The following is a 23,219-nucleotide window of genomic DNA, read 5'->3' on the forward strand; positions in this document are numbered from 1 at the left end:
CCGTGCTAGGACACCGCCTTAGCAGAAGGTTTGACCCCATGGCCGCCCCCCTCAAAGCCGTTGACGGCAATGCCGATCTTCAGGCGCTGATGTCCGATCTCGGAACCCGTGCCCGCGCTGCCGCGCGCGTGCTGGCGCTGGCGCCGCCGGAGCAGAAGAACCGCGCGCTGGAAGCCATGGAGCGGGCAATCCGCGCCAACTCGGCCGCGATCCTCGCCGCCAATGCGGAGGACGTCGCGGAGGCCCGTGCCGCCGGCAATGCCACCTCCTCCTTCATCGATCGCCTGACGCTGACGCCGGCGCGCATCGAGGGCATGGCCGAAGGCATCGGCATTGTGCGCGGCATCGCCGATCCCATCGGCGTCGTCACCGAGCGCTGGCAGCGGCCGAACGGCATGTCCATCGAGCGCGTGCGCGTGCCGCTCGGCGTCGTCGGCGTGATTTTTGAGAGCCGGCCCAATGTCGCGGCCGATGCCGGCGTGCTGTGCCTGAAGTCGGGCAATGCCGTGATCCTGCGCGGCGGCTCCGACAGTTTCCGCTCGTGCCGCGCCATCCATGAGTGCCTGGTGCAGGGCCTGCGCGAAGCCGGCCTGCCGGAAGCTGCGATCACGCTGGTGCCGACGCGCGACCGCGCAGCGGTCGGCATGATGCTGTCGGGCCTCAACGGCGCCATCGACGTGATCGTGCCGCGCGGGGGCAAGAGCCTCGTCGCGCGGGTTGAGCAGGAGGCGCGCGTGCCTGTCTTCGCGCATCTCGAAGGCGTCAACCACGTCTATATCGATGGCAGCGCCGACCTCGCCATGGCGAAGTCGATCGTGCTCAATGCCAAGATGCGACGCACCGGCGTCTGCGGCGCGGCCGAGACGCTGCTGGTCGATCGTGCCGCCGCTGGCAAGAACCTGAAGCCGCTGGTGGAGATGCTGCTCGATGCCGGCTGCGAGGTGCGCGGTGACGAGGCCGTGCAGAAGGCCGATCCGCGCGTCAAGCCGGCGAGCGAGGAGGATTGGGACACCGAATATCTCGACGCGATCATCGCGGCGAAGGTGGTGGACGGCGTCGACGGCGCGATCGCGCACATCCAGGACCACGGCTCGCATCACACCGATGCCATCGTGAGCGCGGATGAGGCTGCGGCGAGCAAGTTCCTGAGCGAGGTCGATTCCGCGATCGTGCTCCACAACGCCTCGACGCAGTTTGCCGATGGCGGCGAGTTCGGGTTCGGCGCCGAGATCGGGATTGCCACCGGCCGCTTCCACGCCCGCGGCCCGGTCGGCGCCGAGCAATTGACGAGCTTCAAATATCGCGTCCGCGGCACCGGACAGACTCGGCCGTAGACGTCGCGGGGCGCGGGCATTGAGCAACAATCTCGTCGTGCCGCGCTTCGTGGCGCAAGCTGTTCCGCCCTCGACGCCGGGCATGCGCATCGGCCTGCTCGGCGGCTCGTTCAACCCGCCGCATCAGGCGCACCGCGCGATCAGCCGCTTCGCGCTGAAGCGATTGCAGCTCGATCGCGTCTGGTGGCTGGTTACGCCGGGCAATCCGCTCAAGGAGAACGGCACGCTGCACGAGCTCGGCGAGCGCATGCAGGCCGCGCGCGAGGTCGCCGATGATCCGCGCATCGAGGTGAGCTGTCTCGAATCCGTCATTCGCACCCGCTATACTATCGACACGATCAACACCTTGCGCCGCCGCTTCCCTGGCTTGCGCTTCGTCTGGATCATGGGCGCCGACAATCTTGCTCAATTCCATCGTTGGCAGGACTGGCGGCGCATCGCCGCCCAGGTGCCGATGGCCGTGATCGATCGCCCCCCGCAGAGTTTTCGCGCGCTCGGCTCGCCCGCGGCCCAGGCGTTATCGCGCTACCGTCTGCCCGAGAACAAGGCCGTCCAGCTTGCGGATCGGCCAGCACCGGCCTGGGTGTTCCTGACCGGATTGAAGCTGAATCTCTCCTCGACCGGCCTACGGAACCCGGACGGGAGCTGGAAAGGTACGAAGTGAGACGAAGTGTGCCGACCTGGTGGGGATTTCGGTCTCTCTGGCATATTGAAACCCTTAACCCCACATGATGTAGTGTAACCAGTGGGCGCCCGGATTCGGCGTTCGCGATACAGTGAAAGGAATGGTCCCTGACCGCATCTGTATTGTCCAAGTCTGTTTTACCCAAGGTTGCCAAGCCTACGCGTAAAACATCGACCAAAGCTGCGGCCTTGAAGGCGCAACCCGACGCCGACAAGACGCTGAGCCTGATCCTCTCCCGCCTCGAGGACATGAAGGCGGAAGAGACGGTCACCATCGACCTTCGCGGCAAATCGGCGTACTCCGACTACATGATCGTCACCACCGGCCGGGTGAACCGGCACGTCGGCGCGATCGCGGAAAACGTCACCAAGAGCCTCAAGGAAAACGGCATCAAGAACATCCATGTCGAGGGCTTGCCCAATTGCGACTGGGTGCTGATCGATTCCGGCGACGTGATCGTGCACGTGTTCCGACCCGAGGTCCGCGAGTTCTACAACCTCGAGAGGTTGTACACGCAGGGCCCAGGGGCGGCGAAGGCGATCTAGGCTCAACTGGCCGATTTCGAATCGGCTGACGCGCATGCTAGCGTCGTGCGCGCGCCTGTTGCGCGCGGTCTCGTCAACGCGACTCCTAAAATCATGCGTGTTGCTGTCATTGCGGTGGGCCGGCTGAAGCAGGGCCCCGAACGGGAGCTTGCAGACCGCTATTTCGAGCGGTTCGAGGAGGCTGGCCGCAAGCTTGGATTCCGCGAGCTCGACATCCACGAAATTCCCGAAAGCCGCGCGCGCGACGCCGCGACACGGATGGCCGAAGAGGCCGCGGCGATCTCGGCGCATATTCCTGATAAGGCGATCCTGGTGGCGCTGGACGAGCGCGGCCAGAATCTCGAGTCCACCGTATTCGCACGGCATCTGGCGCGCTGGCGCGACGAGGGCGCCGGACATACTATCTTCGTGATCGGAGGGGCGGACGGACTTTCGCCCGAATTGCGCCGTAAGGCCAAGCTCGCGATCGCGTTCGGCTCTGCGACTTGGCCGCACCAAATGATCCGCGTCATGCTTCTGGAACAGCTGTATCGGGCCGCCACCATCCTGGCCGGCCATCCCTATCACCGCGCGTGATGCGCGCCACAACGAGCACCTTTGCCGACACGATGCGAGCGCCGCTCCTCAACCTGCTGCTGATCACCGGCCTTGCCGGCGCAAGCCTCTTCGCCGAAGAAAGCCTCGCGCAAGCCCAGACGCAAGGTCAGACAGTTGCGCCGTCGCCGCAGACTGCCGCCGTCTCGCCCGATGCGATCAAGCAGCGCGAGCAGGAGCTGGAGGCCGCGCGCGCGAGGCAACGAAGCGCGGAAGAAGCGCAGGCCAAGCTGAAGGCCGAGATCACTGCGCTCGGCCAGGACCGCACCCAGCTCAATCAGCAGCTGATCGACACCGCCGCCAATGTGCGCGCCGTGGAAACCAAGATCGACGAGGCCGAGGCGCGGCTGCGAACGCTGAACGGCCGCGAGCAGCAGATGCGCGCTTCGCTGGATTCGCGCCGTGCCGACATCGTCGAGGTGCTGGCGGCCTTGCAGCGCGCCGGCCGGCGCACGCCGCCGGCGCTGCTGGTGCGGCCCGAAGATGCGCTGCAATCCTTGCGCACCGCGATGCTGCTTGGCGCCGTCGTGCCGGAATTGCGCGGCCGCGCCGAGAAGATCGCAAGCGAGCTCGGCGAGCTCGTGGCCTTGCGCAAGACCATAGCCACCGAGCGCGATCAGCTCGCCTCCGACCGCGACAAGGTCAGGAGCGACCAGACCCGGCTCACCGCCCTGATCGAGGAACGGCAGCGTCAGCAGTCCGCGCGGGAAAAAGACCTCGACGCCGAAAGTGCGCGCGCGATCGCGCTGTCAAGGCAGGTCGGCGATCTCCAGGGGCTGATCGCCAAGATGGAGCAGGATCTGCAAACCGCCGCCAGGGCGGCCGAGAAGGCCGCAGAGGCCCCAAGGCAGGCCGAGGCCAAGGAGGCCAAACTGGCGGCGGCAAACGCGGCCGCCAGCGCCAAACAGGGCCCGGGCGCGTTCAAGGACAAGTCCCGCACCACCCCGGCGATCGCCTTCGCTTCGGCCAAGGGCCTCCTGCCGTTTCCGGTTAACGGTAACAAGATCAGGGACTTTGGCGGTTCCGACGGGGTCGGCGGCGTCCAGAAGGGCATTTCGCTGGCGACAAAGCCCGGCGCCCAGGTCACGACGCCGTGTGATGGCTGGGTTGTGTATGCCGGCCCATTCCGCAGCTATGGACAACTCTTGATCCTAAACGCCGGGGGCGGGTATCATGTCCTGATCGCCGGGATGGAGCGCATTTCGGTCAACATCGGCCAGTTTGTGCTCACGGGGGAGCCGGTCGCGACCATGGGGTCGACCTCTCAGGTCGCTTCCATTCTCGCCACCAATGCGAGTCAACCTGTGCTGTATGTCGAGTTCCGTAAAGACGGCACTCCAATCGATCCAGGCCCATGGTGGGCCGCAAATGAAGGCGAGAAGGTTCGCGGATGATGCGCAAGACTTCAGTAATCCTCCTCAGCGCCGCCACCGGTGCGGCGCTGACGCTGTTCGTGACCCAGCCGCGCGCGGTGTTCATGGGCTCCAGCGCGCGAGCCGCCACCGCGGACACCTATCGCCAGCTCAACCTGTTCGGCGATGTGTTCGAGCGCGTGCGCTCCGACTATGTCGAGAAGCCCGATGACACCAAGCTGATCGAATCCGCCATCAGCGGCATGCTTACCGGCCTCGATCCGCACTCGAGCTACATGGACGCGAAGAGCTTCCGCGACATGCAGGTGCAGACCCGCGGCGAGTTCGGCGGCCTCGGCATCGAGGTCACGATGGAGGACGGCCTGATCAAGGTGGTCTCGCCGATCGACGACACGCCCGCCTCGCGCGCCGGCGTCATGGCCAACGACATCATCACCAATCTCGACGACGAGGCGGTGCAGGGCCTGACCCTGAACCAGGCGGTCGAGAAGATGCGCGGTCCAGTCAACACCAAGATCAAGCTCAAGATCATCCGCAAGGGCCAGGACAATCCGCTCGACGTCACGTTGGTGCGCGACAACATCCGCGTCCGCTCGGTGCGCGCGCGCGTCGAGCAGGATGACATCGGCTATATCCGCATCACCACCTTCAACGAGCAGACCACCGAAGGCCTGAAGCGCGAGATCGGCAACCTCACGAACCAGATCGGCGGCGACAAGCTCAAGGGCTTCATCATCGACCTCCGCAACAATCCGGGCGGCCTGCTTGAGGAAGCGGTCACCGTCTCCGACTCGTTCCTCGAGAAGGGCGAGATCGTCTCGACCCGCGGCCGCAATGCCGAGGAGACCCAGCGCCGCGCCGCGCATACGGGCGACCTGACCAAGGGCAGGCCGGTCATCGTGCTGGTCAATGGCGGCTCGGCCTCGGCGTCGGAAATCGTCGCCGGCGCGCTGCAGGACCACAAGCGCGCGACCATCGTCGGCACGCGCTCGTTCGGCAAGGGCTCGGTGCAGACCATCATTCCGCTCGGCAGCGGCAACGGCGCGCTGCGGCTGACCACCGCGCGCTATTACACGCCGTCGGGCAAGTCGATCCAGGCCAAGGGCATCGTGCCCGATATCGAAGTGCTGCAGGACGTGCCGGACGAGCTGAAGTCGCGCACCGACACCAAGGGCGAGGCTTCGCTGCGCGGCCACCTGAAGAACGACGGCGACGAGAAGACGGGCTCGCAGTCCTACGTCCCGCCGGACGCCAAGGACGACAAGGCGCTCAAGCTCGCCGGCGACCTGCTCCACGGCATCAAGAACAGCGCCTCCGCGGCGCCGACGCCCGGCAACGACAACAAGGCGGCGACCGACAAGGCCAAAGCGGCGAACTAGGTCGGCGTATCACGCGATCCAGCGAAAGGGCGGCTTCCCGAAGCCGCCCTTTTTGCTTGGGAACTGCTGCTGCCTCCGGCCTATCCCGGCCTGCCGCCGCTTGACCTCGGCGTGGTATCGTCGGCTGGAGTGATTCGGGATCGCGCATGACTGAAACGGCCGATGATCTGAGCGCCCCGCTCGGACAGGATAAGCCGCGCCGCAAACGGCGGCTGCGGCTGCCGTTCACGTCTATGCAGCTGCTCGCTGTTCTGCTCGGCCTGTTCCTGGTTACCTTTGCCGGCTTCGCCATCTTCAACAAGGACCCGCTCGGCGGTGAGCCGATGAGCCGGATCGCGATCAACCAGCTCAGGCCGGCCGAGAAGGCCACGGACGACAAGTCTGCCATCGGCCAAGGCCAGGAAACCAAGCACGAGACCAAGGAAACGCCGAAGCAGGCCGCGCCCGGCGAGCAGAGGACCATCACCATGATCGATGGCTCCACCGGCGCCCGCCGCGACGTGGTGATCGGCGGGGGCGATGCCGCCGACAAGGGCGAGGCTGCATCCGCCCCGCCGCCCGTCATGACCGGGATCAATCCGAAGCTGCTGGAGAAATCGCGCTACGGCATGATCCCGGTGGTCGCCGACGGGCTGAGGCCGTTCAACGTCTATGCGGCGGACGCCGACCGCGCCAAGGCCGCCAAGATGCCGGTGGTCGCGATCGTGATCGGCGGCCTCGGCGTCGGCGCCGCCAAGACCCTGGACGCCATCATGAAGCTGCCGCCGGCGGTGACGCTGGCCTTCACGCCCTACGGCTCCGACCCCGGCAAGCTCGCCGAGCGGGCGCGGGCGCAGCGCCACGAGATCTTCCTCCAGATCCCGATGGAGCCCTACGACTTCCCCGACAACGATCCGGGGCCGCAGACGCTGCTGACCTCGCTCAGCCCCGACCAGAACATGGACCGCCTGTACTGGCACCTCAGCCGGATGCAGGGCTATGCCGGCCTCACCAATTTCATGGGCGCCCGCTTCATCGCGACGGAGCCGGCGATGCAGCCGATCATCCGCGAGGCGGCCAAGCGCGGGCTCGGCTTCTTCGACGACGGCTCCTCGCCCCGCAGCATCGCGCCCCAGGCCGCGGCGAACCAAGCCGTGCCGTTCGGCAAGGGCGATATCGCCATCGACGCGGTGCCGACGGCGACCGAGATCGACCGCGCCCTCAACAAGCTGGAATCGGCGGCGCGCGAGCGCGGCATCGCCGTCGGCACGGCCTCCGCCTTGCCCGTCTCGATCGAGCGCATCAGCGCCTGGACCAAGACATTGGGCGACCGAGGTATCCTTTTGGTGCCATTGACAACCGCGATGCTGAAATCAAAATCCAGCTAAATCAACGAATTGGTTCGGCACGGGTCTCGCGGGGCCGGCATGCCTTCCCAAGAAGCAGGCAAGAGGTCTGGCGGAATGGCGCGTTACGAGGATCTGCCCTACCGGACCTGTGTCGGTGTGATGCTAATCAATCCAAAGGGACTGGTGTTCATCGGCCGCCGCGCCGGCGGCATCGAGCATGTCGACGACACCCATGTCTGGCAGATGCCGCAGGGCGGGGTCGATCCCGGCGAGGACACCTGGGAAGCGGCCAAGCGCGAGCTCTACGAGGAGACCAGCGTGCGCTCGGTCGAGCGGCTCGGCGAGGTCCCGGACTGGCTCACCTATGACATTCCGCGCACCGTTGCCGGGCGCGCTTGGAAGGGCCGCTACCGCGGCCAGCGCCAGAAATGGTACGCGGTGCGCTTCACCGGCAAGGACAGCGAGATCAACGTCGAGCATCCCGGCGGCGGCGGCCACAAGGCGGAATTCGTGAGCTGGCGCTGGGAGTCGATGAAGAATCTCCCTGAGTTGATCATCCCGTTCAAGCGCCCAGTCTATGAGCGCGTGGTGCAGGAATTTTCTGCGCTGGCGGAGGGGTGATCAGATCACCTGTCGCGGCTCGCTCGGTCGTCATCCCCGCGAAGGCGGGGATCCATACTCCCAGGCAGAAGCTGTGCGAAGGATAGCAGCCACGGCCTTTCAACCCATTGTGGCCTGTGGTTATGGATTCTCAGGTGCGCAATTGCGCACCAGAGCTCGCGCTTCGCGCGCCCCGGAATGACGAGAGAAGGTTACGCGTGACGACCCACAAACCCTACCGCCCGAACGTCGGCATCGCGCTGTTCAACGCCGACGGCCGCGTGCTGATCGGCCATCGCTTCAAGGGTGACGGACCCGAGATCATCATGCCGGGGCTCGACTGGCAGATGCCGCAGGGCGGCGTCGACGAGGGCGAGAACCTGCGTGATGCGGCGATGCGCGAGCTGTGGGAGGAGACCAACGTCGTCAGTGCCGACTATCTCGGCGAGACCGACTGGTTCACCTATGAATTCCCGCCTTACGACGGACCGCAGACGCACCGGCTGGCGAAATTTCGCGGCCAGCGCCAGAAATGGTTCGCGCTGCGCTTCACCGGCACGGACGACGAGATCGATCCGCTGACGCCGCGCAACGGCCAGCCCGCCGAGTTCGACGCCTGGCGCTGGGAGCGCCTCGGCCGTGTCGCCGACCTCGTGGTGCCGTTCCGCCGCGAGGTCTACCGCGCGGTGGCACAGGAGTTTGCGCACCTCTCCGACTGAACTCTCGAAAACAACCCCATGCACAGTAGCGAAGTGTCTGGCGCGCCGCGATAAAATAGGCGACAGCGCCAACGATAGCGCAATAAAGTTTCAGCGCCCGCCACGACCGTGACGAGCGCTGAAACTGTTCAGGAATTTGGAGATCGAGCCCCGGAGCGGTGCCCCGGGGCTTAGTGCATAGCCGTGGCGTTGAGCTGATGCTGGATGCTCTTGAAGTGGTCGAGCCGCTCGATGGCCTGATCGAGCTCGGTGCCTTCGTGCTCCTTCAAGTTCTCTTCCATCTCCGCGATCGTCTCGGCGAACTGGACACGGTCGAGCTCGTCCAGCGAGGTCGCGACGTCGGCGAGCACGGTGAGGCCCTTTTCGGAGACTTCGGCAAGGCCGCCGAGCACGATGATCTTCTCGTGGCGGCCGCCGGTGGTGACGGTGAGAATGCCGGGCCGGATCGCAGCCACGACCGGCGCATGCCCCGCCAGCACGCCGAAATCACCCTCGGCGCCGGGGATGTCGACCTGATCGACCTCACCCGAGAAGGCGAGCTTTTCCGGAGAGACGAGATCGAAATGGAAGGTGGCCATGGGAAACCTTGCGAATGGTGAGTAGCGAATGGCGAGTGGCGAAGAGAGCAGCGCGTCTATTCGCTACTCCCTATTCGCCATTCGCACCTTAGGCCGCTTCCGCCGCCAGCTTCTTGCCTTTCTCGACGGCTTCTTCGATGGTGCCGACCATGTAGAAGGCAGCTTCCGGCAGGTGGTCGTACTTGCCTTCCACCAGGCCCTTGAAGCCCTTGATGGTGTCGGCGAGGTCCACGAACTTGCCCGGCGAACCCGTGAAGATTTCGGCGACGTGGAACGGCTGCGACAGGAAGCGCTCGATCTTGCGGGCGCGGGCCACCGTTAGCTTGTCCTCTTCCGAAAGCTCGTCCATGCCAAGAATGGCGATGATGTCCTGGAGCGACTTGTAGCGCTGCAGCACCTGCTGGACCTGACGGGCGACGGTGTAGTGCTCCTCGCCGACGACCAGCGGCGAGAGCATGCGCGAGGTCGAGTCGAGCGGGTCCACCGCCGGATAGATGCCCTTTTCCGAGATCGCGCGCGACAGCACCGTGGTGGCGTCCAAGTGCGCGAACGAGGTCGCGGGCGCCGGGTCGGTCAAGTCGTCGGCCGGCACGTAGATGGCCTGCACCGAGGTGATCGAGCCCTTTTGCGTGGTGGTGATGCGCTCCTGCAGCGCGCCCATGTCGGTCGCGAGCGTCGGCTGATAACCCACCGCCGAAGGAATGCGGCCGAGCAGCGCCGACACTTCCGAACCCGCTTGCGTGAAGCGGAAGATGTTGTCGACGAAGAACAGCACGTCCTGGCCCTGGTCGCGGAAGTGCTCGGCGACGGTCAGACCGGTCAGGCCGACGCGGGCGCGGGCGCCCGGCGGCTCGTTCATCTGACCGAACACCAGCGCGCACTTCGACTTCACGCTCGGATCCGGATTGTGCGGGTCGGCGTTGACCTTGGACTCGATGAACTCGTGATAGAGGTCGTTGCCCTCGCGGGTGCGTTCGCCGACGCCGGCGAACACGGAGTAACCGCCGTGCGCCTTCGCGACGTTGTTGATCAGCTCCTGAATCAGCACGGTCTTGCCGACGCCGGCGCCGCCGAACAGGCCGATCTTGCCGCCCTTCGCATACGGAGCGAGCAGATCGACGACCTTGATGCCGGTGACGAGAATTTCGGCTTCAGTCGACTGGTCGGTGTAGGTCGGCGCTTCCTGGTGGATGGCGCGGGTGCCTTCCGACTTGATCGGGCCGGCCTCGTCGATCGGCTCGCCGATGACGTTCATGATGCGGCCCAGCGTACCGTCCCCCACGGGAACCGAGATCGGCTGACCGGTGTCGGTCACTTCCTGGCCGCGCACCAGACCTTCGGTGGCGTCCATCGCGATGGTGCGGACGGTCGACTCGCCGAGATGCTGCGCGACTTCCAGCACCAGGCGGTTGTTGCCGTTCTTGGTTTCGAGCGAGTTGAGAATGGCCGGCAGGTGGCCTTCGAACTGCACGTCGACGACGGCGCCCATGACCTGGGTAACGCGACCGATCTGTGTGGCTGCTGTAGCCATTTACTGTCTCCTTCGATCCGAATTTCGTGTCCGGTCAGACTGCTTCTGCGCCGGAGATGATTTCGATGAGTTCCTTGGTGATCTGAGCCTGACGCGTGCGGTTGTAGACCAGCGTCTGCTTGCGGATCATTTCCCCGGCGTTGCGGGTGGCGTTGTCCATCGCCGACATCTGCGCACCGTAGAACGAGGCGTTGTTCTCGAGCAGGGCGCGGAAGATCTGCACCGCGAGGTTGCGCGGCAACAGGCGCGTGAGGATCTCGTCCTCCTCCGGCTCATATTCGTAAGAGGTCGCGCTGCCATTCGCAGCGCTTTCCTCGACAATCAGCGGAATGATCTGTTGAGCGGTGGGGACCTGTGCAATCACCGACTTGAATTGCGAATAGAACAGCGTGCAGACGTCGAATTCGCCGTTGTCGAAGCGCGCCAGAACCTTCTTGGCGATCTCCTCGGCGTTGACGAAGCCGAGCTGGCGGACGCTGCGCAGGTCCATGTGCTCGACGATCTGCTTGTCGAACTGGCGGCGGAGCTGCTCGTAACCCTTGCGGCCGACGCAGAAGAATTTCACCTCCTTGCCCTGCGCAGCGAGCGCTAGAGCGCGCTCGCGGGCGAGACGCACGATCGAGGAGTTGAAGGCGCCGGACAGGCCGCGCTCCCCGGTGCAGACCAGCAGCAGATGAACCTGGTCTCGGCCGGTGCCGGCCAGCAGCACCGGTGCGCCGGGCGAGCCGACCGCGGCGCTGGCGATGTTGGAGATCACCGCGCTCATCTTGTCAGCATAGGGACGCGCCGCTTCCGCGGCGGTCTGCGCGCGGCGCAGCTTGGAGGCCGCGACCATCTGCATGGCCTTGGTGATCTTTTGCGTCGCCTTGGTGGAGGCGATGCGGACGCGCATGTCTTTAAGTGACGCCATTCTTCGTCCCCAGCGATCAGCCTGCGGCTCGACCGCGACCCTATCCTTTCGTCATGCCCGGGCGTGTCCCGGGCATCCACGTTCTCCGTCTTCCACGCACAAGACGTGGATGGCCGGGACTTCAGTTGCGAAGACGCGCTTCGCGCTTTGGCCCGGCCATGACAGCCTTCTTATGAGAAAGACTTCGCGAAGCCCTCGACCACCGACTTCAGCTTGGCAGCGGTATCGTCGGAGAGATCGCGGCTGTCGCGAATCGCGTTGAGGATGTCGGCGTGCTTGCCGCGCAGCAGCGACAGCAGGCCGTCCTCGAACGCGCGCACCTTGTTGAGCGGGAGCGGATCGAGATAGCCGTTGGTGCCGGCCCAGATCACGCAGACCTGCTCTTCCATCTTCAGCGGCGAGAACTGCGGCTGCTTGAGCAGCTCGGTGAGGCGCGAGCCGCGGTTGAGCAGGCGCTGGGTCGAGGCGTCGAGGTCGGAGCCGAACTGCGCGAACGCCGCCATTTCGCGGTACTGCGCGAGCTCGCCCTTGATCTTGCCGGCGACCTTCTTGGTGGCCTTGGTCTGCGCCGACGAACCGACGCGCGACACCGACAGACCGACGTTCACGGCAGGACGGATGCCCTGGAAGAACAGGTCGGTTTCCAGGAAGATCTGGCCGTCGGTGATCGAGATGACGTTGGTCGGGATGTAAGCCGACACGTCATTAGCCTGGGTTTCGATGACAGGCAGCGCCGTCAGCGAGCCCGAGCCCATGTCCTTGTTCAGCTTCGCCGCGCGCTCGAGCAGGCGGGAGTGCAGATAGAACACGTCGCCGGGATAGGCTTCGCGGCCCGGCGGGCGGCGCAGCAGCAGCGACATCTGACGGTAGGCGACGGCCTGCTTGGACAGATCGTCATAGATGATGACCGCGTGCATGCCGTTGTCACGGAAGTACTCGCCCATGGTGCAGCCGGTAAAGGGCGCGATGTACTGCATCGGCGCCGGATCCGACGCGGTAGCGGCGACGACGATCGAGTATTCGAGCGCGCCCTGCTCTTCCAGCACCTTCACGAACTGGGCGACGGTCGAACGCTTCTGGCCGACCGCGACGTAGACGCAGTACAGCTTGATGTTCTCGTCCGGCTGCGCGTTGAGCGGCTTCTGGTTCAGGATGGTGTCGAGCGCGATCGCGGTCTTGCCGGTCTGGCGGTCGCCGATGATCAGCTCGCGCTGGCCGCGGCCGATCGGGATCAGGGCGTCGATGGCCTTGAGGCCGGTCGCCATCGGCTCGTTCACCGACTTGCGCGGAATGATGCCGGGCGCCTTGACGTCGACGCGCATGCGCTTGTCGGCCTGGATCGGGCCCTTGCCGTCGATGGGGTTGCCGAGCGCGTCGACGACGCGGCCGAGCAGGCCCTTGCCGACCGGCGCGTCCACGATGGCGCGGGTGCGCTTGACGGTCTGGCCTTCCTTGATCTCGCGGTCGGCACCGAAAATAACGACACCGACGTTGTCGGTTTCGAGGTTCAGCGCCATGCCGCGGGTGCCGTTCTCGAACTCGACCATTTCACCGGCCTGGACGTTGTCCAGACCGTAGACGCGGGCGATACCGTCGCCGACGGACAGCACCTGTCCGACTTCGGAGACTTCAGCTTCCTGGCCGAAATTCTTGATCTGGTCCTTGAGGATCGCGGAAATTTCCGCGGCGCGGATGTCCATCAGCCTGCCTCTTTCATCGCGTGCTTGATCGAATTGAGTTTGGTGCGAAGCGAACCATCCACCATGCGGCTGCCCAGCTTGACGACGAGGCCACCGATGATCGAGGGATCGACTTTCACGTTCAGCGCGACGTCCTTGCCGGTCACCGACTTCAGGGCAACCTTGAGGGCATCGAGATTCTTGTCAGAGAGCGCCTCCGCCACCGTGACGTCGGCCGTCGTCTCGCCCTTGAACCGGGCCACGAGGGCGCGGTAGGCGCGGCTGACGTCGGCCACCGCGAACAGGCGGCGGTTGGCGGTCAGCACTTTCAGAAAGTTGGCGGTGATGCCGGCGATGCCCGCCTTGTCCAGCACGGCCGAAAGGGCCTTGGACTGGGCATCGGCGGCGAACACCGGGCTGCGGACGAGGCGCTTGAGATCAGCGCTTTCGTTCAGCAAGGCATCGAATTTATCAAGATCGGCTTTGACCTCGTCGACCACGTTCTGGTCGCGGGCCAGCTCGAACAAGGCCGTTGCATAACGGCCGGACACACCTGAAACGGACGTATCTTCTGCAGCCACAGACGCGCTCTTTTTGCTGTCAAACTCGCAAGGGAAAAACCGTCGCCACGAAGCGGCGCCTAGCGATCCAAGCCCTTGGAATTCAAGCGGGACTTCGATTTCCGACCAGCACGGGAGGTGCCGGGCTCGTTAAAATCGCGGCTTTGCTAACATAGCAGGTGCGCAGGTGCAACATGACGCCAAACTAAAGGCATGAGGTTCTATCGCCAGTTCGTCGCAGCCTCGCAACACATTGCGCGCGGGAGGGCCGACCGAGGCGGCGACCTGCCACGTCACGGAATTCAGCGCCGGCCCTGCCGCGGCACCCCCCATTTGGTTCCTGCCCCCAGCGCATAGCGGCCATGAACACGGATCGCTGAGGCGTGAATCCGTTCCCACCAGTTCCACCCGCCGAATACTTATCGAATTCTAAACGCTAGGGGCGATGACTTCGCTTTACAGTATTCGCAAGTAATATAGAGGTTAATAAATCGTTAAAGGCGAAGATTACGGAACATCGGCTGAATATCACGCGACGGTAACAAGATATTTCAAGACGACACATAGCGGATTTACTGCCCAATTCACGCCTCATTGGGAATCGAAACGCCAAATCGCTCACAAACTGATGGGGGCTCCACTTGCCACAAATGTGGCAATACTAGCTTAGGGACCATTAAATGCTGTCTTTGAAGACGCTGGGCTTTGTGACCCGGCCGCGTACGGCGATTGCTTTCGTCGCCGCAACTCTCCTCGTCGGTGGAACTGCCACCGAAGCTTCCGCCAAATCCAAGCATCGGCATCACCACCGCCACCACGCCCAGACCGAGGCCAACGCGACCTCCGATTGGCGCAATGCCAATGCGTCGATGACGCCGACCTCCGGCACGGGCCGCAGCTTCTCCGGCATCGCGTCCTTTTACGGCAATGAGTCCGGCAGCAAGACCGCCTCGGGCCAGCGCTTCAACCAGAACGCTATGACCGCGGCGCACCGTTCGCTGCCCTTCGGCACCAAGCTGCGCGTCACCCATGGCAGCCAGAGCGTCATCGTCACCATCAACGACCGCGGCCCGTTCATTCGCGGGCGTGTGCTCGACCTCTCCACGGGTGCCGCCCGCGCCATTGGCCTCACCAGTCGCGGCGTTGGCCGCGTCACCGCGGAAGTCGTCTCCTAAAGGCGCGATCCGCGCCTGATCGAGCGCGCAGTTTTCATCAGTTTGCTGCGCACGTGAAACAAGCCCGCGGTCTTGGGGGACCGCGGGCTTTTTTGTTTTGTCATTCCGGGGCGCGCGGAGCGCGAACCCGGAATCCATTCATCCACAAACTCTGCCGCCCGATGGATTCCGGGCTCGCGCTACGCGCGCCCCGGAATGACAGTAGAGGGTATGGCTGCGGTTGCCCTACAAAAAGCTCTGCGGATCGACGTCGACTTCCAGCTTCAGATTGCCTGTCGGCTTCGGGCAGACCGCGAGCCAGTTGCGCAAATAGTCCGACAGGTCGAAACCGCGCGCCGATTTCACCAGGATGCGGAAGCGGTAGCGGCCCTTGATGACGGCGAGCGGGGCTTCGGCCGGGCCGAGCACGACGACGCGCTCGTCGCGCGGCGCCAGCGCGACGAGCTTGCGGCCGAAGCCTTCGGCGCCCGGGCGATCGCCGGCGGAGATGATCAGGCTGGCGAGCCGGCCGAACGGCGGATAGAGCGTCTTCTCGCGCAGCTCGATCTCGCTGTCGTAGAACGCCTCGCGGTCGCAGGCGATCAGCGCCCGCATCACGGGGTGATCGGGCTGATGGGTCTGCAGATAGCCGACGCCGCGGCCCTGCTCGCGCCCGGCGCGGCCGATCACCTGGTTGAGCAATTGCCAGGTACGCTCGGCCGCACGCGGATCGCCGTTGGAAAGGCCGAGATCGGCATCGACGACGCCGACCAGATTGAGCCGCGGGAAGTTGTGGCCCTTGGCCACGAGCTGCGTGCCGATGATGATGTCGACGCGGCCCTCCGCGATCTCGGCGAGCTCGCTTCGCATCGTCTCGATCGAGGTGATGAGATCGCTCGACAGCACCATGGTGCGGGCTTGCGGGAACAACGCGGCCGCCTCCTCCTGCAGGCGCTCGACGCCGGGGCCGACCGCGACCAGCGATTCCTCGGCCGAACAGTTTGGGCAGATGTGCGGGCGCGGCATCGAGAAGCCGCAATGATGGCAGACGAGGCGCTGGCGAAAGCGATGATCGACCAGCCAGGCATCGCAGATGGTGCAGGCGAAGCGATGGCCGCAGGCACGGCACAGCGTCAGCGGCGCATAGCCGCGGCGGTTGAGGAACAACAGCGCCTGCTCGCGCCGCTCGATCGCGGTCCTGATCTCGCCGGCGAGCCGCGGCGAGATGAAGCGGCCGCGCGCGGGCGGCTCGCGGCGCAGGTCGATGGCCTCGATATGCGGCATGTGCTGGCCGCCGAAGCGCGAGGGCAGCGCGATGCGCTGATAGCGGCTCTTGCGCGCATTGACCTCGGATTCGACCGACGGCGTCGCGGAGGCCAGCACGACCGGGATTTTTGCGATATGCCCGCGCACCACCGCCATGTCACGGGCGTGGTAGTGCACGCCGTCGTCCTGCTTGTAGGCCTGGTCGTGCTCCTCATCGACGACGATGAGGCCAAGATTGGCGTAAGGGAGAAACAGCGCCGAACGCGCGCCGACCACGACCGGCGCCGAACCTTCGGAGATCGCGGCCCAATTGCGCGCGCGGGTGCGCGGGGTGAGCTCGGAATGCCATTCGATCGGCCGCACGCCAAAACGCAGCGCGAAGCGATCGAGGAACTGGCCGGTCAGCGCGATCTCCGGCATCAGGATCAGCGCCTGCTTGCCGCGGCGGACCACCTCGGCGACCGCTTCGAAATAGACCTCGGTCTTGCCCGAGCCGGTGACGCCGTCGAGCAGCGCGACATGGAAGGTGCCATTGGCCGCGAGCGCGCGCATCGCATCGACACCGGCACGCTGCAGCGGCGAAAAATCCGGCCGGCCGAATTCCGGATCGGGCGCCGGCGGCGGAGGCGGCGGCGGCATCGGCTCCACTGTGAGCGTGCCTTCATCGACGAGACCGTCGATCACGCCCGAGGAGACGCCGGCCTCCTTGGCCGCCTCGGACTTGCCGTGCAGCAGCTGGTCCGACAGCAGAGCGATGACGCGCTGGCGCGCCGGCGTCAGGCGCTTCGGCGGATCGCCGGTCAGGCGCACGCCGGGGCGCACCCGCTCCGGGCCGAGATTCTCGCCCATGCGCAGGCACATCCGCAGCACCATGCCGCGCGGGCTCAGCGTGTAATTGGCGACCCAGTCGACCACCGAGCGCAGCTCAGGCTTGAGCGGCGGGATGTCGAGCTTCTCGCTGACCTCCTTGAGGCGGTTATGCAGGCGCGGATCAGGATTGGCGTTCTCGCCCCAGACCACGGCCAGCACCTCGCGCGGACCGAGCGGCACGCCGACGAGGTCGCCCGCCTTCAGCTCCATGCCGCGCGGCACCTTGTAGGAATAGGTCTGGTCGAGCGCGACCGGCACCAGCACGTCGACCATGCGGGTGGCGGGGGCGGTGTCGTTGCGCGGCGATTGGTCCATGAGCGGGGAATCGGAACCTTGAGGCCTTGAGGCTAGCGCCGCGCGGCGGCCTTAGCGAACAATAAACGAGTGTGATGCGATATACTGTGCGGAATCACCACGTCCAGAGCGCATGAGCAAAGCGGTCGCCCCACACATCGAGCTCGCCAGCGCCGATCCCTCGATCGCGCAGGAGATGGCGCGCTGGCTGGCGCATCTCGGCGCCGAGCGACGGCTGTCGCCGAAGACGCTGGAGGCCTATGGCCGTGACTTGCGGCAATGCCTGGATTTCCTCAGCAATCATTGGGGCGAGCGCGTCACGCTCGAGCGCTTCGCGGCGCTGGAGGCGACCGACGTGCGCGCCTTCATGGCGATGCGCCGGGCCGACGACATCGCCGGCCGCAGCCTGATGCGCGCGCTGGCGGGCTTGCGCTCGTTCGGACGTTTTCTGGAGCGCGAGGGCAAGGGCAAGGTCGGCGCATTGTCGGCGATCCGCGCGCCAAAGGTCGCCAAGAGCCTGCCGAAGCCGCTGCCGATGGCATCGGCCAAACGTCTTGCCGACGCCGACGAGCGCGCCGGCGAGGAGCGCGAGACCTGGATCCTGGCGCGCGATGCCGCGGTGATGGCGCTGCTCTATGGCTCGGGCCTGCGCATCTCCGAGGCGCTGGGTCTCAAGCGCCGCGAGGTGCCGAAACCCGGCGAAGGCGACGTGCTGGTCGTGACCGGCAAGGGCAACAAGACGCGCATGGTGCCGGTGCTGCAGAACGTGCTGGCGCTGGTGCAGGAGTACGTCGCGATGTGCCCCTATCCGCTTCCGGCGGACGGCCCGATCTTCGTCGGCGCGCGCGGCGGCCCCTTGAGCCCGCGCATCATCCAGCTCGCGATGGAGCGGCTGCGCGGCGCGCTTGGGCTGCCCGACAGCGCCACGCCGCACGCGCTGCGGCACTCCTTCGCCACGCATCTGCTCTCGCGCGGCGGCGATCTGCGCGCCATCCAGGAATTGCTCGGCCATTCCTCGCTCTCGACGACGCAGGTCTATACCGGCATCGATTCCGAGCGGCTGCTCGAGGTGTATGCCAGCGCCCATCCGCGGCGCTGACACACTCTCGTCATAGCTCGCGTGCCTCTTGCACAGCGCCCACGGTTCGGTCAAATCGTGGGAACCGGCACAGGAGGGACATTATATGGGCGCACATGAAAGCATGGAGCATGCCGAGCACGCCGAACACGCGTCCGGCTCGAACAAGAAGATCGCTCTTCTGATCGCCGTGCTGGCGCTGTTCCTGGCGATCTCGGAGACGCTCGGCAAGGGTGCCCAGACCGAATCGATCAGCAAGAACGTCGAGGCCGCCAATCTCTGGGCATTCTTCCAGGCCAAGAGCATCCGCCGCACCGTGGTGGTGACCGCGGCGGAACAGGGCAAGCTGACACTGGCCGCCGCGGCCGAGGCGCAGAAGCCCGCCGTGCAGAAGCAGATCGACGACTGGACCAAGACCGCGCAGCGCTACCGCTCCGAGCCCGAGACCGGCGAAGGCACCGAGCAGCTTGCGGACAAGGCCAAGCACGCCGAGCACGCCCGCGACGAGGCGACCGCGAAGTACCACCATTTCGAGCTGGCTTCGGCCGCCTTCCAGATCGGCATCGTGCTGGCGTCCGCCACCATCATCACCGGCATGATCGCGCTCGCCTATGTCGGCGGCGCGCTGACGATCGCCGGCCTGTTCATGACCGCGCTCGGCCTGTGGTGGCCGCATCTGCTGCATTTGCATTGAGGTGTTGAGGCCGGGTTCTCACCGCGTCATTGCGAGGAGCCCTTGCGAAGAAGCAATCCAGACTGCCTCCGGGGAAAGATACTGGATTGCTTCGCTGCGCTCGCAATGACGGAGGATAGAGCGGGGACGCCTGTCCCGGATTGCGCTGCGCTCCATCCGGGCTACGGACGGTCCTTGTGGTGGCGAAGATCACCGCGCCTGATGCACGCTCTTCCTGAAGCGCTGGATCATACGCAGCGTGCGGTAGGACCAGCCTTCGCCGTTGCCGGCGATCAGCTCGCGGATGCGGCGCTTGATCGGGTCGACCAGCTCGGCGGCCTTGGCGCGCACCCTCAGCACCAGGGCGTAGATCCGCTCGAACCAGCGCATCTCCAGCAGCTTGGCGCGCGTGACGTCGAACACGAAGGCGGTGACGCCGACGCCGACGAGCTTTCCGAACACGATCGTGAAGAATGCGCCGGTCCAGTATTCATGCGCGAGCAGCCACAGCCCGACCAGCTTGAGCGGAAACAGCGGGACGACGGGCACCGCAAACACGAGCAGCGTCATGGCCGGCGAGAGCGCATCGACGCGCTCCGTCAGCCAATGCTTGAAGCGCGCCAGCGGGATGGCTGCGACGATCCTGGCGACGATCGGCTCGAGATGATCCCACAGCCAGGCTTCGATCAGGAAGACGATCGCAAGCAGGACCCAGACCGGTTGAAGAAGGCGGCGCAGCATGTGTTTCCCGCCCGGTTCGGCGCTGGGCGCGTCGTTACATATGGATGGCTCGCTTGCCGACCGCAAGCGCGGCTTCCTTGACGGCCTCCGAGCGCGTCGGATGGGCGTGGCAGGTGCGCGCGAGATCTTCCGCACTGCCGCCGAATTCCATGAGAACACACGCTTCATGGATCATTTCGCCGGCTTCGCGGCCGATAATGTGCACGCCGAGCACGCGATCGGTCTTCGCGTCTGCGAGTATCTTCACAAAGCCGTCAGTGGTCTGGTTGACCTTGGAACGGCCGTTGGCGGTGAACGGAAACTTTCCGACCGTGTAAGCCACGCCCGCCTGCTTGAGTTCCTCCTCGGTCTTGCCGACGGAGGACACTTCCGGCGTGGTGTACACGACGCCCGGGATGACGTCGTAATTCACGTGACCGGCTTGGCCTGCGATGATCTCGGCAACCGCGACGCCTTCGTCCTCGGCCTTGTGCGCCAGCATGGGGCCTGCCACGACGTCGCCAATGGCATAGACGCCCTTCAGGCTGGTGGCGAAATGCGGATCGATCTGGACCCGGCCGCGCGCATCGAGCGCGACACCAGCTTCCTTGAGGCCGAGACCGTCGGTGTAGGGCACGCGGCCGATGCAGACGAGCACGACGTCGGCTTCGAGCGTCTCAGCGGCACCGCCGGAAGCCGGTTCGATTTTCGCGAGCAATGCCTTGCTGTTCACCTCGACGCCGGTCACCTTCGAGCCCAGCTTGAACGCAAAGCCCTGCTTCTCGAGGATGCGCTGGAATTGCTTGGCGATCTCGCCGTCCATGCCGGGCAGGATGCGATCGAGGAATTCAACCACCATGACTTCGGATCCAAGCCGGCGCCACACAGAGCCGAGTTCAAGCCCGATCACGCCGGCGCCAATGACAAGCAATCTGCCTGGCACCTTCTCCAGCGACAGCGCGCCGGTCGAGGACACGATGCGCTTCTCGTCGATGTCGATGCCTTTCAGGCGCGCGATGTCGGAGCCGGTGGCGATCACGATGTTCTTGGTCTCGACCACCTGCGACTTGCCGTCGGCGGAGACCTCGACCTTGCCGGTGCCGAGGATCTTGCCGGTGCCCTTGAGCACGTCGATCTTGTTCTTCTTCATCAGGAACTCGACGCCCTTGACGTTGCCGTCGATGCCCTGCTGCTTGAAGTTCATCATCGCGGGCAGATCGAGCTTCGGCGCGGAAACGCTCACGCCCATCTTGGCGAAGGAATGGCCGGCTTCCTCGAACATTTCGGAGGCGTGCAGCAGCGCCTTCGACGGCATGCAGCCGACATTGAGGCAGGTGCCGCCGAGGGTCGCGTTCTTTTCGACCACGGCGACCTTCATGCCGAGCTGGCTCGCGCGTACCGCGCAGACATAACCGCCCGGTCCGGTGCCGATGACGACGAGATCGTAGGTAGCCATGAGAGAAAGTCCCGTAAGGTTAGGCGTGGTGAGGATGTGTCAGCGCCCGCGCGGCGCGTCAGCGTCCGCCGGACACATCGAGAATGGCTGAGGTGACGTAGGAGGCCTCGTCCGAGATCAGCCAGACGATGGCATTGGCGATTTCATCGGCGGTGCCGACGCGCTTCATCGGCACCAGATGGGCCAGGCGATGGGCGCGGTCGGGCTCGCCACCGGCAGCGTGGATGTCGGTGTCGATCAGGCCGGGACGGATCGCGGCGACGCGGATGCCCTCGCCCGCGACCTCATGGCCGAGGCCGACGGTGAAGGAATCGACCGCACCCTTGGACGCGGCGTAGTCGACATAGGTGTTGGGCGAGCCGAGCCGCGCTGCGACCGAGGACAGGTTGACGATGACTCCGCCCGTGCCGCCGTGCTTGGTCGACATCCGCTTCACCGCCTCGCGCGCGCAGAGGATGGTGCCGGTGACGTTGACCGCCATCACCCGCTGGATGCGCTCGGCCGACATCTCATCGACGCGCACGCCGCTCTTGCCGACGATGCCGCCATTGTTGACGAGCGCCCCGAGCGTGCCGAACTTGTCGGCCTCCTCGAACAGATTGAGGATGTCGCTTTCCTCGGCGACATCGCATTTCACAGCGATGGCCTTGCCGTTGCTGGCCGCGATCTGCGCGACCACCTCGTCGGCCGCCTGCTTGTTGCTGGCGTAGCCAACCACGACGCGAAAACCGCGCGCGGCCGCCGCAAGCGCGGTCGCCCGCCCGATGCCGCGGCTGCCGCCGGTGATGACAACGACTTTATCCGTCACATCAATCCCCACGAGTTCGAGCGCACTACGACGTCCTGCCCTCAAGAGCCGCCAGGCGATCAAGCACGGACTTGTCCGTCAAGCTGATCAAATGGAACAGAATGAAGGGCGTGAGAAACGGGATCAGGCACAAGGCCGCGAAGCCGACCCCCTTACCTTTCCTGCGACTAATCGGAATCGCAAAGAAGAAAAAGATAAGGGTGGTCAGCAGGAGCGGCACCATGGAGATGAGCGCATGCGCGAGCGACGGCTCCCCCATCGTCGCCTCCCTTAGAGGTCCAGCACCAGGCGCGCCGGATCTTCCAGGCTCTCCTTGACGCGGACTAGGAAGGTGACGGCTTCCTTGCCGTCGATGACGCGGTGATCGTAGGACAGCGCCAGATACATCATCGGGCGGACCTCGATCTTGCCGCCGACGACCATCGGCCGCTCCTGGATCTTGTGCATGCCGAGGATGCCGGACTGCGGCGCGTTCAGGATCGGGGTCGACATCAGCGAGCCGTAGATGCCGCCATTGGTGATGGTGAAGGTGCCACCCTGCATCTCGTCGATCTTGAGTTGGCCGTCACGGGCGCGGCGGCCGAAATCGGCGATGCTCTTCTCGATGTCGGAGATCGACTTGTGGTCGCAGTCGCGCACCACAGGCACAACCAGGCCCTTGTCGGTGCCGACGGCAACGCCGATGTGGTAGTAGTTCTTGTAGATCAGGTCGCTGCCGTCGATCTCGGCGTTGACGGCCGGGATGTCCTTCAGCGCCTGCACGACGGCCTTGGTGAAGAAGCCCATGAAGCCGAGCTTGGCGCCGTGCTTCTTCTCGAACGCGTCCTTGTAGTGTGCGCGCAGCGCCATGACGTTGGTCATGTCGACCTCGTTGAAGGTCGTGAGCATGGCCGCGGTGTTCTGCACGTCCTTGAGGCGGCGCGCGATGGTCTGGCGCAGCCGGGTCATCTTGACGCGCTCTTCGCGGGCGGCGTCATCGGCCGGCGAGGGGCTGCGGACCTGCACGGCGGCGGCGGGCTGGTTGACCGGCGTCGGCGCCGACGCGGCGCGCTCGATCGCGGCCAACATGTCGCCCTTGGTGACGC

Annotated in this window: 22 protein-coding genes and 1 pseudogene; 12 read left to right on the forward strand and 11 right to left on the reverse strand. The window is 65.3% G+C overall.

What is annotated here, in order from left to right:
* The first annotated feature begins 38 nt into the window (after positions 1 to 38).
* The 9 genes from XF30_RS02310 to XF30_RS02350 all read left to right on the forward strand — a co-directional run bounded on the left by XF30_RS02310 (position 39) and on the right by XF30_RS02350 (position 8,557).
* Positions 39 to 1,334, forward strand: coding sequence for a glutamate-5-semialdehyde dehydrogenase (locus XF30_RS02310; RefSeq protein WP_036024651.1), 1,296 nt, complete (start codon positions 39 to 41; stop codon positions 1,332 to 1,334).
* Positions 1,335 to 1,353: 19 nt separating this feature from the next.
* Positions 1,354 to 1,998, forward strand: a complete 645-nt coding sequence (locus XF30_RS02315) for a nicotinate-nucleotide adenylyltransferase (RefSeq protein WP_036024650.1) — start codon at positions 1,354 to 1,356, stop codon at positions 1,996 to 1,998.
* A 209-nt stretch (positions 1,999 to 2,207) separates the two neighbouring features.
* On the forward strand, positions 2,208 to 2,564 hold the full coding sequence (rsfS, locus tag XF30_RS02320; protein WP_024338888.1) for a ribosome silencing factor: 357 nt from the start codon (positions 2,208 to 2,210) through the stop codon (positions 2,562 to 2,564).
* A gap of 93 nt (positions 2,565 to 2,657) precedes the next feature.
* Positions 2,658 to 3,140, forward strand: a complete 483-nt coding sequence (rlmH, locus tag XF30_RS02325; protein ID WP_109145535.1) for a 23S rRNA (pseudouridine(1915)-N(3))-methyltransferase RlmH — start codon at positions 2,658 to 2,660, stop codon at positions 3,138 to 3,140.
* 32 nt (positions 3,141 to 3,172) lie between these two features.
* Complete coding sequence (locus XF30_RS02330) at positions 3,173 to 4,552, forward strand: murein hydrolase activator EnvC family protein (protein WP_109145536.1); 1,380 nt, start codon at positions 3,173 to 3,175, stop codon at positions 4,550 to 4,552.
* Positions 4,549 to 5,910, forward strand: a complete 1,362-nt coding sequence (locus tag XF30_RS02335) for a S41 family peptidase (protein WP_036008736.1) — start codon at positions 4,549 to 4,551, stop codon at positions 5,908 to 5,910. Before XF30_RS02330 ends, XF30_RS02335 begins: the two co-directional genes overlap by 4 nt.
* Positions 5,911 to 6,056: 146 nt before the next feature.
* Positions 6,057 to 7,277, forward strand: a complete 1,221-nt coding sequence (locus XF30_RS02340; RefSeq protein ID WP_109141814.1) for a divergent polysaccharide deacetylase family protein — start codon at positions 6,057 to 6,059, stop codon at positions 7,275 to 7,277.
* A 75-nt stretch (positions 7,278 to 7,352) separates the two neighbouring features.
* Positions 7,353 to 7,859 (forward strand): RNA pyrophosphohydrolase, encoded by a 507-nt coding sequence (locus tag XF30_RS02345; RefSeq protein ID WP_036024645.1) that lies wholly within the window; start codon positions 7,353 to 7,355, stop codon positions 7,857 to 7,859.
* A gap of 197 nt (positions 7,860 to 8,056) precedes the next feature.
* Positions 8,057 to 8,557, forward strand: a complete 501-nt coding sequence (locus XF30_RS02350) for an RNA pyrophosphohydrolase (RefSeq protein ID WP_109141815.1) — start codon at positions 8,057 to 8,059, stop codon at positions 8,555 to 8,557.
* Positions 8,558 to 8,727: 170 nt separating this feature from the next.
* Here the strand turns inward: XF30_RS02350 and XF30_RS02355 are convergent, their stop codons facing one another.
* The 5 genes from XF30_RS02355 to XF30_RS02375 form a co-directional block, all read right to left on the reverse strand.
* Positions 8,728 to 9,135, reverse strand: a complete 408-nt coding sequence (locus XF30_RS02355; RefSeq protein ID WP_036008748.1) for a F0F1 ATP synthase subunit epsilon — start codon at positions 9,133 to 9,135, stop codon at positions 8,728 to 8,730.
* Positions 9,136 to 9,223: 88 nt separating this feature from the next.
* Entirely contained in the window at positions 9,224 to 10,666 is a 1,443-nt protein-coding gene (atpD, locus tag XF30_RS02360) for a F0F1 ATP synthase subunit beta (RefSeq protein ID WP_036008750.1), read from the reverse strand.
* Between the two features lie 34 nt (positions 10,667 to 10,700).
* Positions 10,701 to 11,576 carry a F0F1 ATP synthase subunit gamma gene (locus XF30_RS02365; protein ID WP_109141816.1) on the reverse strand — a complete coding sequence of 292 codons (876 nt, stop codon included), beginning with the start codon at positions 11,574 to 11,576 and terminating at the stop codon, positions 10,701 to 10,703.
* Positions 11,577 to 11,746: 170 nt separating this feature from the next.
* Entirely contained in the window at positions 11,747 to 13,276 is a 1,530-nt protein-coding gene (atpA, locus tag XF30_RS02370) for a F0F1 ATP synthase subunit alpha (RefSeq protein WP_057026554.1), read from the reverse strand.
* Positions 13,276 to 13,836, reverse strand: a complete 561-nt coding sequence (locus XF30_RS02375) for a F0F1 ATP synthase subunit delta (protein WP_109141817.1) — start codon at positions 13,834 to 13,836, stop codon at positions 13,276 to 13,278. Before XF30_RS02375 ends, atpA begins: the two co-directional genes overlap by 1 nt.
* Before the next feature lie 659 nt (positions 13,837 to 14,495).
* Between XF30_RS02375 and XF30_RS02380 the strand changes: the two genes are divergently transcribed.
* Positions 14,496 to 14,990, forward strand: coding sequence for a septal ring lytic transglycosylase RlpA family protein (locus XF30_RS02380; protein ID WP_036008760.1), 495 nt, complete (start codon positions 14,496 to 14,498; stop codon positions 14,988 to 14,990).
* A 225-nt stretch (positions 14,991 to 15,215) separates the two neighbouring features.
* On the opposite strand, the gene XF30_RS02385 is transcribed toward XF30_RS02380, so the two are convergent.
* Positions 15,216 to 17,420, reverse strand: a complete 2,205-nt coding sequence (locus XF30_RS02385; RefSeq protein WP_109141818.1) for a primosomal protein N' — start codon at positions 17,418 to 17,420, stop codon at positions 15,216 to 15,218.
* A gap of 112 nt (positions 17,421 to 17,532) precedes the next feature.
* Here XF30_RS02385 and XF30_RS02390 point away from each other — a divergent pair, with 112 nt between their 5' ends.
* Positions 17,533 to 18,498: a tyrosine recombinase XerC gene (locus XF30_RS02390; protein WP_109141819.1), complete on the forward strand. Its 966-nt coding sequence runs from the start codon at positions 17,533 to 17,535 to the stop codon at positions 18,496 to 18,498.
* Positions 18,499 to 18,583: 85 nt separating this feature from the next.
* A complete protein-coding gene (locus tag XF30_RS02395) occupies positions 18,584 to 19,171 on the forward strand; it encodes a DUF4337 domain-containing protein (RefSeq protein WP_036008765.1) in 588 nt (195 codons plus the stop codon).
* A gap of 189 nt (positions 19,172 to 19,360) precedes the next feature.
* On the opposite strand, the gene XF30_RS02400 is transcribed toward XF30_RS02395, so the two are convergent.
* The 5 genes and pseudogenes from XF30_RS02400 to odhB all read right to left on the reverse strand — a co-directional run.
* Positions 19,361 to 19,891 (reverse strand): hypothetical protein, encoded by a 531-nt coding sequence (locus tag XF30_RS02400; protein ID WP_109141820.1) that lies wholly within the window; start codon positions 19,889 to 19,891, stop codon positions 19,361 to 19,363.
* A 34-nt stretch (positions 19,892 to 19,925) separates the two neighbouring features.
* Positions 19,926 to 21,326 carry a dihydrolipoyl dehydrogenase gene (gene lpdA, locus XF30_RS02405; protein ID WP_109141821.1) on the reverse strand — a complete coding sequence of 467 codons (1,401 nt, stop codon included), beginning with the start codon at positions 21,324 to 21,326 and terminating at the stop codon, positions 19,926 to 19,928.
* A 58-nt stretch (positions 21,327 to 21,384) separates the two neighbouring features.
* Complete coding sequence (locus XF30_RS02410) at positions 21,385 to 22,134, reverse strand: SDR family oxidoreductase (RefSeq protein WP_192893015.1); 750 nt, start codon at positions 22,132 to 22,134, stop codon at positions 21,385 to 21,387.
* Between the two features lie 25 nt (positions 22,135 to 22,159).
* On the reverse strand, positions 22,160 to 22,393 hold the full coding sequence (locus tag XF30_RS02415) for a hypothetical protein (RefSeq protein WP_036024626.1): 234 nt from the start codon (positions 22,391 to 22,393) through the stop codon (positions 22,160 to 22,162).
* Between the two features lie 11 nt (positions 22,394 to 22,404).
* Positions 22,405 to 23,219, reverse strand: a pseudogene (odhB, locus tag XF30_RS02420) (2-oxoglutarate dehydrogenase complex dihydrolipoyllysine-residue succinyltransferase); the annotation flags it as partial.

It is taken from the genome of Bradyrhizobium sp. SUTN9-2 (assembly GCF_003122645.1).
Taxonomy (GTDB): Bacteria; Pseudomonadota; Alphaproteobacteria; order Rhizobiales; family Xanthobacteraceae; genus Bradyrhizobium; species Bradyrhizobium yuanmingense.